The sequence below is a fragment of the Kosakonia sp. genome, assembly GCF_032104925.1.
Lineage (GTDB): Bacteria > Pseudomonadota > Gammaproteobacteria > Enterobacterales > Enterobacteriaceae > Kosakonia.
Map to the genome: position 1 here is coordinate 278,698 of NZ_DAMCGF010000004.1, position 14,271 is coordinate 292,968.

At 55.0% G+C, this 14,271-nt stretch carries 11 protein-coding genes; 1 reads left to right on the top strand and 10 read right to left on the bottom strand.

Going from position 1 to position 14,271, the window contains the following annotated elements:
• Positions 1 to 115: 115 nt before the first annotated feature.
• The 4 genes from mukB to cmoM are packed head-to-tail and all read right to left on the bottom strand — an operon-like array spanning position 116 to position 7,358.
• Positions 116 to 4,564 carry a chromosome partition protein MukB gene (gene mukB / locus RT644_RS10625; RefSeq protein WP_045506694.1) on the bottom strand — a complete coding sequence of 1,483 codons (4,449 nt, stop codon included), beginning with the start codon at positions 4,562 to 4,564 and terminating at the stop codon, positions 116 to 118.
• Positions 4,564 to 5,268: a chromosome partition protein MukE gene (mukE, locus tag RT644_RS10630; protein WP_045506691.1), complete on the bottom strand. Its 705-nt coding sequence runs from the start codon at positions 5,266 to 5,268 to the stop codon at positions 4,564 to 4,566. Before mukE ends, mukB begins: the two co-directional genes overlap by 1 nt.
• The gene (mukF, locus tag RT644_RS10635) at positions 5,249 to 6,571 is read right to left on the bottom strand and encodes a chromosome partition protein MukF (RefSeq protein ID WP_020457245.1); all 1,323 of its coding nucleotides are present in this window, start codon (positions 6,569 to 6,571) and stop codon (positions 5,249 to 5,251) included. Before mukF ends, mukE begins: the two co-directional genes overlap by 20 nt.
• Positions 6,564 to 7,358, bottom strand: a complete 795-nt coding sequence (gene cmoM / locus RT644_RS10640) for a tRNA uridine 5-oxyacetic acid(34) methyltransferase CmoM (RefSeq protein WP_313626607.1) — start codon at positions 7,356 to 7,358, stop codon at positions 6,564 to 6,566. The genes mukF and cmoM overlap by 8 nt, the downstream gene beginning before the upstream one ends.
• 118 nt (positions 7,359 to 7,476) lie before the next feature.
• Here cmoM and elyC point away from each other — a divergent pair, with 118 nt between their 5' ends.
• Positions 7,477 to 8,253, top strand: a complete 777-nt coding sequence (gene elyC, locus RT644_RS10645) for an envelope biogenesis factor ElyC (protein ID WP_097406934.1) — start codon at positions 7,477 to 7,479, stop codon at positions 8,251 to 8,253.
• Here elyC and RT644_RS10650 read toward each other — a convergent pair.
• The 6 genes from RT644_RS10650 to msbA form a co-directional block, all read right to left on the bottom strand.
• A complete protein-coding gene (locus RT644_RS10650; RefSeq protein WP_313626608.1) occupies positions 8,233 to 9,126 on the bottom strand; it encodes a YcbJ family phosphotransferase in 894 nt (297 codons plus the stop codon). The two genes, elyC and RT644_RS10650, sit on opposite strands and share 21 nt — an antisense overlap.
• A gap of 136 nt (positions 9,127 to 9,262) precedes the next feature.
• Positions 9,263 to 10,009, bottom strand: coding sequence for a 3-deoxy-manno-octulosonate cytidylyltransferase (gene kdsB, locus RT644_RS10655; RefSeq protein WP_017456194.1), 747 nt, complete (start codon positions 10,007 to 10,009; stop codon positions 9,263 to 9,265).
• Positions 10,006 to 10,188: a protein YcaR gene (gene ycaR, locus RT644_RS10660; RefSeq protein WP_020457241.1), complete on the bottom strand. Its 183-nt coding sequence runs from the start codon at positions 10,186 to 10,188 to the stop codon at positions 10,006 to 10,008. Before ycaR ends, kdsB begins: the two co-directional genes overlap by 4 nt.
• A 53-nt stretch (positions 10,189 to 10,241) precedes the next feature.
• On the bottom strand, positions 10,242 to 11,471 hold the full coding sequence (locus RT644_RS10665; RefSeq protein ID WP_313626609.1) for a winged helix-turn-helix domain-containing protein: 1,230 nt from the start codon (positions 11,469 to 11,471) through the stop codon (positions 10,242 to 10,244).
• 45 nt (positions 11,472 to 11,516) lie between these two features.
• Positions 11,517 to 12,494, bottom strand: a complete 978-nt coding sequence (gene lpxK / locus RT644_RS10670) for a tetraacyldisaccharide 4'-kinase (RefSeq protein ID WP_313626610.1) — start codon at positions 12,492 to 12,494, stop codon at positions 11,517 to 11,519.
• Positions 12,491 to 14,239, bottom strand: coding sequence for a lipid A ABC transporter ATP-binding protein/permease MsbA (msbA, locus tag RT644_RS10675; RefSeq protein ID WP_045506679.1), 1,749 nt, complete (start codon positions 14,237 to 14,239; stop codon positions 12,491 to 12,493). Before msbA ends, lpxK begins: the two co-directional genes overlap by 4 nt.
• Between the last annotated feature and the right edge of the window lie 32 nt (positions 14,240 to 14,271).

The window sequence follows — 14,271 nt, forward strand, 5'->3', positions numbered from 1 at the left end:
AAAAAGCATTTGCCTTCCCTAATGTAAAGAAGTTTAAAGATTAAACACGGGCTGGCAATAGCTTTCGGCAAACAAAAAGGGCGACATTGCTGTCGCCCTTTCGCATGCTACTTTCTTACGACGCATTCGCCGTGCCAGGAAGCGTTTCCGGAAGCTGAGCGGCAAAACCGCGCAGGCCGACAACGTGCACATGCTCATGATTTTGCACGACTTTACGCACCAGTTTGTAGGTGGTGCCTTTTTCCGGGCTGATATTTTCCGGTGCCGCGATAATGAGCTGCATTTCCAGACGTTCGCACAGCTCAAACAGTGTTGCGATAGAGCGGGCGTCCAGACGTGCGGCTTCATCAAGGAACAGCAAGCGGCACGGAGAGATGTCTTTACCGCGCAGGCGACGCGCTTCATCTTCCCAACTCTGCACCACCATCACCAGAATCGACATCCCGGTACCAATCGCTTCACCGGTCGACAACGCACCAGATTCCGCGCGCAGCCAGCCGTCGGAACCACGGTTAACTTCTACTTCCATCTCAAGATAGTTGCGGTAGTCCAGCAACTCTTCGCCGATGGTTTGCGGCGTACGCTGACCCATATCGATTTGCGGATTCAGACGCTGATAAAGTTTCGCCAGTGCTTCCGAGAAGGTCAGGCGGCTGCTGTTAAACAGATCCTGATGCTGCTCGTGCTGCTCAGAAAGCACCGTCAATAATGTGGCATGGGTTTCCCGCACATTCACATTCAGACGCACGCTATTCACCTGGCCGAAGGAGACACTTTGCAGCCCCTGGTTCAGCATACGAATACGGTTCTGCTCGCGCTGAATAGTTTTGCGGATAATATTCGCCACGCTGCGCGAGCTGATCGCCAGCTTCTGTTCACGGGACGTCAGCTCTTCCGTCAGGCGGCTAAGTTCGATCTCCATCTGTTCGATGGCTTCAACCGGATCATCGGTACGAATAATATCCTGGCGGATACGCTCACGCAGATGCTGATATACCGCGACAAAAAACTGGATCTTACGCTCCGGTCGTTTCGGATCCTCGGAAAGACGCAGCACATCGCGTAAATGTTCGTTATCCGCAACTGCCGGACGCAGAGCACCGAGCGCCTTATCCGACATCGAGCGTAATTCATCGGCAGAAAGGTAGGCCAGCTCGCGGCGGTGCAGACGGCGTTCAACACCGCTGTCTTTCACCATGCGCATCACCGCGCACCATCCTGCTTTCGCGGTAACCACCTGTTCACGCATTTCATGGTAATCGCGTTCCAGACGGCGCAATTTACGCGTCAGGTTATCCATCTCCGCTTCGCAGAAGGTGATGGCTTTTTCCAGCTGGTTACGGCGTGCGCGGTTACCGGAGAGCTGTGCATGCAGCTCGTCACGACGGATACGCGCCCGTTCTTCTGCTCCACTGTCGGCGCGAACGCCAATATCCTGTAACTCTTTTTGCAGATCGTTGAGCAGCTCTTTTTTGGTATCGAACGAACTCTTCAGCGAAGCCAGTACCTGGTTGTACTGGCTGTATTGCGCGGCATGGCTACGCATCGCTTCACGCGCTTTGGTGCGCTCCGCTTCTGCCTGTTCCAGGCGCTGGCGCAGTTTTTCGTTGAGATCGTTATTACCGTTAAACATTTCAGCGGCATCGGAGTAGCTGAAGTGTGCACGGCGCTGTACCACTTCCGCCAGGGCGAACGCTTGTTGGCGGGCATCACGCTGCACCTGCTGCGAGGTGGCATAATCTGCCTTTAACTGCTCAAACTGTTCCGGATCGCTTTGCAGTACGGAAACAACCGGTTCGAGTTTCGCCAGTTGATTGCCAAACTGCTGAATAAACCGCGCCGCTTCCTGTGCTTCGTCCAGGCGTTCCTGAATTTCATCCACGCGATCGGCAAGGGTATCGTCAGCCAGCAGATTAATACGCGGCAGCAAGCGGTTAAGCTGGGCAACGCCCTCTTTCGCCTGTTCGAACTGCACGCGGTTTTGCTGGTTGTCATTTTCATGGTTACTGATTGCGCGCTCCAGCTCGCCACGGCGGCTGCTGAGAGTGCGAATTTCCGCTTCCGGATCGTCCTCAAAGGCTACCGCCAGGTGGCTACCGATAAAGCGGCTGAATGCCTGATGCAGGCGCTGCGTTTTCTGCACATCAAAAGAGAGGGTGGCAAAACGCTCTGCCAGCGCTTCACGCTCTGCATGCAGGCTTTCGATACGGCTTTCGCGCGCAGCACGGCCAAACAGCGGCAGCGTCGGGAAGCGTGAATAACGCCACTGGCGATCGGCGATTTTCACCACCACCGCTTTTTCCAGCTCATCAACGCTAAACACGCTGTCATCGAAGGATTGCGGGTCCCCTTCGATCAGATAGAGATCTTCCGGGCAGTCTTCCAGACCTTCCAGCATTTCGGCGACCTGCGACAGATCCGGCACCACAATCGCATGACGCGATGGCCCGTATAGCGCGGAGTAATACGGCGCATCGTCAATGCTGACATCGTCATAGATTTCCGACAGCAGTACACCGCCAAAACGCTCCGCCAGCGCATTGAGACGGCCATCTTCGGCACCGCCAGGCTGGCTTAAACGTTCGATTTCATCATCGACAGCACGTTTACGCGCGCCCACTTCATCGCGCTCAACGATGGCTTCACGCTCACGCTCAAGCAGTTGTTGCAGATACTCTGTCACGTCCTGCCCGGACTCGAACTGCTCACCGCTTTGCTCGCACAGTTGCGTCAGATTGCTCTGTGCCGCCAGCCATATTGGCGCACGTTTGGTCAGCGATTGAATACGAGACTGTAATTGTTCCAGTTCCTGACGCATCGCCATGCGCTGCTCACCAGCGGCGGAAACGTTGTCAGAGAGTGCGGCGATTTGCGCTTCCAGTTCCTGGTGCAGCGCTTCAAGATCGTCTGCGTCATACTGTTTGCCCTGGCGCTTGCAGAACTCAGCCAGCAAACGCTCGGCATCCTGCTGCTCACGCAGACGCTGTTCCAGCTCATTCAGACGCATACGCAGCGGCTGTACCTGCTCGGCCAGATGGCGCTGGTTAACGCCATCCCGCAGCAGCTCACGCGCCACATCCCAGGCTTCGTTACGCGCCAGCGGGCCGTTAATCGCTGCTACCAGTTGGTACGCCTGCTCGAACTGGCTGTGCGCGGTTTGCGCCACGCTTAATTTCTGATCCAGCGACAGCAGTTTTTCCGTCGCTTCCTGCTCTTTCGCCTGGAAAGTTTCCAGCCATTCGTCGGCGCTTTCCGGCGTCAAATCCGGCAGGTTGCATAACTCTCTTGCTCGCTGTAACGCCTGCAACGCCTGGTTGTACTGAATGGCGCGAGTTTGCTGGACATCCAGCGCTTGCTGGTAATCGGCAAGCTGGCTTTTCAGCTCATCCACTTCAAGCTCGGCGGCTTCCGCGCGGGCTTCGTTCTCTTCCTGACGCTCGGCGGCTTCGGCCACTACTTCATGCTGCTCTTCAAGGCGAACTTGCAGTTCGTCGAGATCCGCTTCGTAGCGCTCGATTTTTTCCTGCTGGCGCAGCGCGGTTTGCACCAGATTCAGGTGATCGCTGGCGGCCTGATAGTCGGCCTCCAGATCCCCTTCCGCACCGCTATGCTCGGAGAGTTCGCGCGCCATATCGACATGCTTATATTGCTCTGCCGCCAGTTGCTGGCGCGAGGTAAACAGATCGCGACGAAACTCGAGCGCTTTGTCCAGATGCACCCGCCGTTCGTTGGCGTGGCGCATATAGTCCGCCGCCACATAGTTGGTGGCTTCGCTGATGAGATGCTTAAACAGATCGCGATCCGACTGAGTCACGCGAATCGCTTCCAGCGTCATGCGGTTTTCACGCAGTGCCGCTTCCATATCCTGGAACGCTTTGCGCACGCCGCTGTTTTCCGGCAGCAAATAGTCGCGCAGCGAACGGGTAATGGCGCTGGAGATCCCGCCGTACAGTGAAGCCTCAATCAGACGATAGAACTTGCTACGATCCGAGGCCGAACGTAAACGACGCGCGACAATCCCTAAGTCAAACATCAGCGCATGATAATCGGTGATGGAGTTGAACTGCTTGAACTGCACCCCTTCCATCGTATCCAGCTTGTCTTTCACTTCCTGCAGAGAAAGCACGCGCGCCTGACGCTCATTCAGCGTTTCCGTCAACAGCTGCGTTGGCAGCATCGAGGTAGGCAAGCCCTGAATCGCAAACGGTTTGATATCCACTTTGCGGTCGCGACCGGCGACCTGTTGCAAACGCACCCCCACCAGCACGCGCTGATGGCGGGAGTTGATCACATCCAGCACCGAGTAACAGACACCGGCTTTCAATTTACCGTGCAGGCCTTTATCACGCGAACCCGAGGTCGCACCCGCTTCGGTGGTGTTACGGAAGTGCAGCAGCGTCAAATCCGGAATCAATGCCGTAACAAAAGCGGCCATTGTGGTCGATTTGCCGGCACCGTTGCCCCCGGAGAGTGTTGTCACCAGCTCATCCAGGTCAAACGTACGGGCAAAAAAGCCGTTCCAGTTAATCAGCGTCAGCGAACGAAATTTACCGCGATCAATCATTACTCTTCCTCCGAGCTATCCGGCTGATTATCTTCAGGCTCATCATTGAGCTGCAGATGGTTTTCGACAGGCATCGCTTCACCGTCGCGGATCATGCGCAGCTGCGCTTCACGCGCATCATCGCCCGAGCGCACATCGGCGCCAAAGCGGAACACGGACTCCGTGATACGGAACTTGCTGCTGTCGTTACCCATAAACCAGATCATGCCGAGACGGCGCAGGCGGTTCAGCGAAGAGCGCACCTTTTCCTGCAACTTTTGTCGGTCAAGATCGGAACCGGTAGAACGGTTATTCACCAGCTTCAGCAGCTTCGCTTCATCCGCCAGCGACAACAGCTCGTCGTAAAGCTCCTGCTGGGTGAAGATCCCTTCATTTGCCAGACGCTCCGGGCTGAGATAGAGATAGCAAAGAATTTTACCCACCATCATATCCAGCTCGGAAAGCACCGAGCGCGGGATAAGCGTGGTGGAGCGCGGGCGCAGATAGAAAAAACCTTCCGGTGCGCGGATCAGCTCAACATTGTAGCGCGCGTAAAACTCTTCCAGATACTCCTGGAAATCCATTAAAAAAGCGTGATTATCCAGCTCGTCGAGGCCGATATGTCGCCCTGAGCGCAATGCGCTGTCCAGTGCCGGAAACAGAGAGTTAGCCAACGCCTGTGCCAGTTTAACCGGCATCACTTGTTCAATATTTGTCGATGACATGCGCCTGTACCTTGGCTCCGTAATCATTAATCGGCTGCCACTTCGGCGGCAGTCCGGTGAAATCTGCTTGCGCTACGCCAAGACGTACCGCCTGATCAACCACGATGCGCGCGATGTCGAAATGACGAACACGCGGATATTGCGCCAGATACTCGCGCGCCACCAGGCCGAGATCCAGCGGCACGCCTTTGGTCTTATAAATTGCCAGTTGCTGCTCAATAAGCGCCGCCAACTGCTCGCGAATTTCGTTAAACTCTTCGTACTCCAGATCCGGCGGCAACTCACCTGTGACTTCTTCATCACGCAGCGCCATCTCTTCATCGCGCATGTCCAGCAGCCTGTCGGCGCTGGCGTAGGTTAACGCCCACGGCGCATCGAAATAGGATTGTACCGACTGACGCAAACGCTGGGCAAAGACGCGGTTCTTATCCATATCGATAGCGGTACGGATAAATTTGTGTACGTGGCGATCGTAACCAATCCACAGATCGATGGCCTGCTGGCCCCAGCTCACAATACGATCCAGCTTACTTTGCAGGTTGAAGACCAGTTGATCGAGGAACTCGAGATCATCGCGCCCGAGGGTCGCATCCTGAATGCTCAACAGGTTGGTCTGCAATTTATCCCCGGCGGCATCGAGCGTATCCTGCAGTTCGCGTAACGTACCGGAGGTTTCAGACAGCAGCAATTCACAACTGGAGATGGCCGCGCGCCAGTCTTTATTCAGCAGTTGTGCAATATCATCTTTGACCTGTTGCTGCTGTTCATCCATCAGGCGCTGAGTCAGATCGATGCTGTCAAAAATCTCCGCGACCGAGTATTTCAGCGGCGCGTAAACATTGCGATGCCAGTGAAATTCGTCTCCGCCTTCCTGTGCCGCGTCTGCGGCGCGTTTTAACTCGCTGGCCACAATGGAAAGCTGCATAGAAAGACGCAGCGTGGAGAACTCGCGCTGGCGAATGTAGTAATCAGTAATGCCAATGCCCAGCGGCGTCAGACGGTAGATGGCATTGCCCTCCACCAGCTCACTGGTAAAGCGATTTAACAAACGCTGGCGCACCAGGTCGTTTATGGCGTTATTGGCACGCTGAGTAATGGTTTCACTGGTTTGCTCGAACGCATCGCTCACATGGCGAAAGGCATCGACCAGTTCACCTTCGTTCATTTCCCCATCCAGACGCTCACCATTGAGCGTGGCGATGGCCAGCAAAAAAGAGAGCCTGTCGACCGGCAGCGAGATGGAGAAATCATTTTTCCTGGCCCAGGCAACCAGTTCGGGGACTGTCTGGGAAAATTCACTCATCGTTTGTCCTTTCATCGATTTGCGGCTTAAGCGCGGTCACGTGAATATAGCGGCCAAGGCTAATATAGGGTTCCTGGCGGCAATAGCGTGTTTCCAGTTCAAGTAACGCGTCAAAGCAGTCATGCTGCTGGTGTTTTTCGCGCAGATAATCGTGAAACACGCGCACACCCGTTTTGCCCGTTATCTGCCAGCCAATCTGTTCGAGCCAGCCATAAACATCCGCAGGAGCACGCGGAAAATCCGGGGAAAGGGTACGTTTTTTGCGCTTCGGCATACCGACTTTCACATAGTCAAAATTTCCTGCCACCATATTGTGCATCAGCAAGCCGCCGGCATTGTAAAACATTAATGACAACGCGCCGCCGGGGCGCAATACCGACCACAATATTTGCAATACAGGAACCGGTTCTGCGACCCATTCCAGCACAGCATGGAACAATATCAGATCAACTGGCGATTCCAAATGCTGAGCAACGTCCTGAACGGCGCATTGTATAAAATGCATGTTACCGCTCACACCTTTCTCTTCTGCCGCCGCCTGGGCACGTGTGATCATCGCTTTCGACACATCACAGAGCGTGACGTGATGACCCAACTGCGCCATGCGAATCGCCGTCTGGCCTTCCCCACCGCCAGCATCCAGCACACGCAATGGCTGGTTGCCCATCCGGGCCAACAGTGCATCAAGATCCTGCCACAGAATCGCCTGACGCAGCTGACCTTTAGTCGTGCCGTAGATGTTGCGCGAGAACTTCTCGGCAATATCGTCGAAATTGCGATCCTTCATGGGTGCTCCACGCTCCTGGCAAAACCGCTATTTTGTCACAGCCGTGCCGATAATGAACCCATCTGGTGTAAGATCGGCGCAAAAGGCCTGCTATATGGTCAAAAAGGAGACGGATACGGTGCTTTTTACTCTCAAAAAATACATCGGCGGCCTGATGCTGCCTCTGCCTTTTTTGCTTTTGCTGATCGGGCTGGGCATTGCGCTGATCTGGTTTAGCCGCTGGCAGAAAACCGGCAAAGTCCTTATCAGCGTCGGGTGGCTGGTTTTATTGCTGTTAAGTATGCAGCCCGTTGCCGATCGCTTTTTAAAACCGATTGAAGACACCTATCCCACCTGGCGCGGTACGCAGCCGGTAAAATACATCGTGATTCTCGGTGGTGGTTATACCTGGAACGATGCGTGGGCACCGAGTTCAAACCTGATTAATAACAGCCTGCCGCGCCTGACGGAGGGCATTCGTCTGTGGCAGGCCAACCCTGGTTCGAAAATGATCTTTACCGGTGCGGCGGCGCAAACCAACCCGGTCAGCACGGCGGAAGCTGGCGCACGCGTCGCTGAAAGCCTGGGCGTGCCGCGCAGCGCCATCATAACGCTGGATCAACCGAAAGATACCGAGCGGGAAGCGCTCGCGGTGAAACAGGCGATTGGCGATGCGCCTTTCCTGCTGGTGACTTCAGCGTCTCATCTGCCACGCGCAATGATTTTCTTCCAGCATGCTGGCCTGCATCCATTGCCCGCGCCGGCAAACCAGCTGGCAATTGCCTCACCGCTTAATCCGTGGGAACGCATTATCCCATCCCCGGTGTGGCTGATGCACAGCGACCGGGTGGGTTATGAAACGTTAGGGCGTCTCTGGCAGTGGCTGAAAGGCAGCTCAGACCAGCCAGGGGAGTAGGGATTTCGAGGCAAGATCGAAGGTAGCGCGGTTAAACCGTCCGGTATTCACCAACTGCGCCACTTCATCCCATAACAGGTAGAGCCAGCGCCGCCACAGGAAGGATTCCGCAACCGGCGCGCGCTGGAGATAATGCCAGAGCAATCCTTCTGCCTGTGCACCTTCCACCAGCCGGAACAGTTCATATTCGCGTGGCGCCCAGAGCATAATGCCAGGCCCAACCATTGCCAGTAACTGGTCGCTCCGGGCATCCTTCAACATACTGCGCAAGTTAAAGCTGCCATGCACCAGCACACAGTTATCGTTAAAACCATCAAACAGCGCGGGCAGGCACTCGCGAGTACGAAACAGCACGCGCTTATCCTGCATCGTCAACCCGGTATTGTGATACTGGTTGAGCGTGGTCCACAGCACTTCCACGCGCTGGCGATACCAGGAAGGCCAGATATTTTCCTGGGTACTGTCAACGGTGCCAACGCAACCGTGGCTATCCTGGCGGTGCCAGAAAAGTAATGCCTCAACGATTTGATCTTTGAGCTGCTCCCAGCGCTCAGGCGTACGCGCTGGCGCTTCAACCGGTACGCCGCGCAGGCGTTCGATGAGCAGCACATCCGGCCCCGGATGCTCTTCATGCGTCATCACACCATAAACAACTGGCATGCGAACAGTCCCGCCGCGCGCCAGCATTGATATCTTCCAGGCTAACTGTCGCGCAATGCCAGGCGTTGAGAAGCTTCGTGCCAGCAGCGGCATCGGATTACCCTGGCTGTCATACAGCGCCCAGAGTGCGGAATCCGGCTTTTCGCTGACGCACTCCATGCGGCTCAGTTTTTCACCCAACAGATGACTCAGTTCAGCGCGCAGTTGTTCCATAGCAGATTGCCCTCACAAAGATGACTGCTTTTATAATGAGCGCCGATAGCATAGATGTCATCCTGATGAGATCAAAACAGCATAAGAATTTAGCCGGCCAGCCACAAATCCCCTCCGGCTGGAGGGGATGGAGGGATTAACGCAGCTCCTGACGGACGCGCGCCAGATCTTCCGGGGTATCTACACCGGTTCCCGGTACCACACTGGCAACGGCAACGTGGATTTTCTCGCCGTACCAGAGCACACGCAGTTGCTCCAGCATCTCTATCTGCTCAAGCGGGCTGGTTTGCCAGCTGACATAACGGCGGATAAAACCGGCGCGATAGCCATAAATGCCGATATGGCGCAGGAAGGTATCGCCAATCGTCTCGCGAGATTGTGCGAAACGGTCGCGATCCCAGGGGATCGTGGCGCGGGAGAAGTAGAGCGCGTAACCCTCGGCGTCCATCACCACTTTCACCGCGTTCGGGTTGAACGCCTCTTCCGCGCTGTGAATCGGTACCGCCAGCGTTGCCATTCCAACATCACGCGCGGCAAGATTTTCTGCCACCTGGCGAATAATCGCCGGAGGGATCATGGGTTCATCACCCTGCACATTGACGATGACGGTATCGTCGCTGAAACCGCATTTTTCCACGACTTCGGCAAGGCGTTCAGTGCCGGACTGATGATCGGCGCGAGTCATACAGACTTCACCGCCAACCGCCTGGACCGCATGCATCACCTCTTCGTTGTCCGTCGCCACGATAATACGCTCAGCGCCGGATTCACGGGCGCGCTCCAGCACATGCACCACCATGGGCTTACCGTTAATGTCGACTAAAGGTTTGCCGGGCAAGCGAGTGGAAGCATAACGCGCGGGAATGATAACAACGAAACTCATGGCCGGCTCTCTTCGGCAGTTAATGAACGAGCTTCGGTTTCCAGTAATACCGGAATACCGTCCCGCACCGGATAGGCGAGGCTGTCGATTTTGCAGATTAGTTCTTGTTTATCCTGGGTGTAATTCAGTTTGCCGTTACACACCGGGCAGGCAATAATTTCAAGTAAACGGTGATCCATCTTTCCTCCTGATACACCGATAATTAACGGTTTAAGCTTATCATATTCATTTCTTACGCCGCGTCTATTTCCAGCCCGGCGCGGCATGCGGCAAATAACCCCGCAGGCAGTCGCGAGAACGTGACCCGCGACGCCCCCTGCCAGCGGGCAAAGTCGGTAATCGCGCCTAGCAACCCCTTTTCCAGCGAATGCCCGGGTTTAACGCCATCTTCCAGATACAGGGCAATAATCTCCAGTATGCCCGCTTTACGGTGCATTTTTGCATCCATACGCCCCACCAGTCGCCCACGATGCAACAATGGCAACACAAAATAGCCAAATTGTCGTTTCGGGGCCGGGGTATAGCACTCCAGACGGTAGCTAAAATCGAACAGTTGTTCGGCCCGTTTACGATCCCAGACTACGGGATCAAACGGTGAAAGCACCGCGCTGTGAGTAGCGACAAGTTTGCCAGCTTGCGCCTGTTCAAGCAGCGGCAATAAGGAGGCATGCAGCCAGGCCGGACCTATGTTTTCGACATTGACGGGATAAATGGTTCCCGCCTCCTGCATCTTCTCCAGCACTAACGGTAATGCTACGTTCCGCAAGCGGTAGTAATCCGCCAGCCACTGGGCGCGAAACAGTCCTAAACTGCGAGCGCTGTTTTCCAGCATTTGGTACTCCGCAGCATCCTGTGAGAGCAGATCGCGAGCATCATCCCAGTGCGGCACAACACGCTGCGTTAAATCATAAACACGCTGAAAATTGCGACGTTCCACCACCATCACTTTTCCGGCCGTAAATAGCCCTTCCAGATGCCGCTTATGCGGCTTCCACTCCCACCAGCCGCTGGCACCTTTACGTGGATGTTCAAAATCTGCTGAACGCACCGGACCATTTTGCGCAATATGTGCAATGAGCTGCTCTATTTCCGCCGCATGTTCCTGCATCCACGCTTCGCGATACTTCCAGCCCATTTTATCTGGCGCCAGCATGCGATGGCGCACCAGCGCAAAATCTTCACGCGGCAGAAAACAGGCTTCATGCGCCCAGTACTCCATCAGGTCACCGTTGCGTAGCGCGTCATCAAGCCAGTGCTGCGGGTAGTGCCCAAGGCGGCTAAAAAGCACCAGATAAGGGCTGCGGGCAACAATATTGATGGTGTCAATTTGCAGCAGCGACATGCGCTGAATAGTGGAGAGAATATCGCCCGGTTTTGCCCGACGGGAAGGTTTACGTAATAGTCCCTGGGCTGCGAGATGCAGATGACGGGCAGCAGTCAACGAAAGTTGTGGCACGGACATGGAGGTTCCTGTTTATCTAACAGGGCGCAGCCGATGCAACAACCGTCAGCGCGCCAGAGTGAACAATTCCTGTAGTAATTTTTGCGCCTGCTCACCCTCGAGCTGCGCGTCTACAGGCAAATACCACCAGTTATCCTCAGCAAATGACCGACACTTTACCGCGTCTTTTTCGGTCATCACCAGTGTCTGCCCCGGTTTCACCAGTGGCTTTACTTCATTCAGCGATAACGCCTGATGATCGGCAAGCGCTACCGTCTTTTGCAGCGTTGCACCACACTCGGTGAGAGTAGCAAAGAAACGCGGCGGATGGCCGATTCCTGCCATCGCAACGATATTGGTCAGTGTGTGAACGTCACGGCGTTCGCCGGTACGCAGATTAACAGCCAGTCCAGGGCGCAAACGCATCGGGATCTCTTCCGCTCTGGCTACACCGCCGTTGGTAATGATGGCATCGACACTTTTTAAACGCGACGCCCGCTCACGCATCGGCCCTGCGGGCAACCACCAGCCATTGCCAAAACGCCTGATGCCATCAACAACGACAATTTCCTTATCACGCGCCAGCTTATAATGTTGCAAACCGTCATCCGTAATGATCAGTTGTACCGGGTATTGCGCAAGAATCGCACTGACAGCGTCGCTTCTGACGGGAGAAACCGCAACCGGCGCGCCAGTGCGTTGATAAATCAGTACCGGTTCATCCCCGGCCTGAGCCGTAGTGGTTTCGGGTGTCAGCACGAGCGGGTAATGAGCTGCTTTACCACCGTAGCCACGCGACACCACGCCAACACGGATGCCACGCTGCTGTAGTTGCTCCACCAACCAGATGACAACGGGCGTTTTACCATTGCCGCCTGCCGTCAGATTGCCGACGACCACAACAGGAACCGGTGCACGCCAGGATTTTTTTAAACCAATGCGATAGGCGAAACGAATGGCACCACTCACCAGGCCGTAAAGCCAGGAGAGCGGTAGCAACAGCAGCCACAGCGGGGATTCACCGGACCAGATGCGTGCAATCATTCGCCAAACTGCATTTTGTGAAGCTGAGCATAGACCCCACGTTGTTCCAGCAGATCCGCATGGGTGCCACGTTCAACGATACGGCCATCTTCCACCACCACAATTTCGTCGGCCTGTTCGATGGTCGACAAACGGTGAGCAATCACCATTGAGGTACGGTTCTTTTGCAGCTCGTTCAGTGCGGCCTGAATGGCTCGTTCAGATTCGGTATCGAGCGCCGAGGTCGCTTCATCAAGAATGAGGATCGGGCTGTCGCGCAGCAGCGCGCGGGCAATCGCAATGCGCTGGCGCTGACCGCCTGAAAGCAGCACGCCGTTTTCCCCAATCACCGTATCCAGCCCTTCATCCATCTTATTGATAAAGTCGTAGGCATAGGCCATTTTCGCTGCTTGCTCAATCTCTTCGCGGCTGTACTGTTCGGTACGTGCGTAAGCGATGTTATTGGCAACCGTATCATTAAACAGATGTACGTTTTGCGACACCAGCGCAACCTGGTCACGCAACGACGTGAGCTTATATTCACGTAAGTCGTGACCATCCATCAGGATCTGGCCTTCGTCGACGTCATAAAAACGCGTGATCAGGCTTGCCAGCGTCGATTTACCCGAGCCAGAACGCCCTACCAGTGCGACGGTTTTGCCCGCCGGAATCGTCAGGTTGATATTGCGCAAGGCTGGCGTTTCACGCCCCGGATAGGTGAAGGTCACGTTGCGAAACTCAATATCACCGCGCGCACGTTCAATCACCCGCGTGCCTTCGTCTTTTTCTTGCTCGCTATCCAGAATCGCAAACAGTGTCTGGCATGCCGCCATACCACGCTGGAACTGAGCATTGACGTTGGTCAGGGATTTCAACGGGCGCATAAGCGCGATCATCGAAGAAAAGACAACGGTGATAGTACCCGCACTCAAGGTGGACATTACGCTTGGAAAGCTGGCGGCATACAGCACAAACGCCAGCGCCAGTGACGCAATAAGCTGGATAACAGGATCGGAAATAGACGATGCCGAGACCATTTTCATGCCCTGCAAGCGCATCTTGTTGCTGACTTTATCAAAACGGCTGGTTTCTACTTCCTGGCCGCCAAACATCAGCACTTCTTTATGCCCTTTCAGCATCTGCTCCGCGCTGGTGGTCACCTGCCCCATCGTGTTTTGCATATTTTTACTGATGTTACGAAAGCGTTTGGAAACCACGCGAATCGCTATCGAAACGATCGGCGCCAGCACAATGAGAATCAACGAGAGCTGCCAACTGTACCAGAACATCATGATAAACAAGCCGATGATCGATGCCCCCTCACGCACAACAGTAATCAATGCGCCGGAGGACGAGGAAGCGACCTGTTCAGAATCATAGGTAATACGCGAAAGTAAAGTGCCTGTAGATTGCTTATCAAAAAATGAAACCGGCATGCCCATCATATGGCTGAACAGGCGACGGCGCATGGTCATCACCACCTTTCCGGAAACCCAGGAAATGCAGTAACTAGAGATGTAGCTGGTGATACCTCGCAGGATCATCAGCCCAATAACCACCAGCGGCATCCACAGCAGCACAGAGCGGTCGGTTTTACCAAAACCATCATCCAGTAACGGTTTGAGCAGCGATAACATAAAGGTATCGCTGGCTGCGTTGAGGATTAACGCTATCCCCGACACGATCAGACCCGCTTTGAAAGGCGCAATAGTTGGCCATAATCGGCGGAATGTCTGCCACGTGGAGAGATCTTTGTCGTTATGCATTCAAAAAACCAGCACTTGTTGAAATAGCCGCA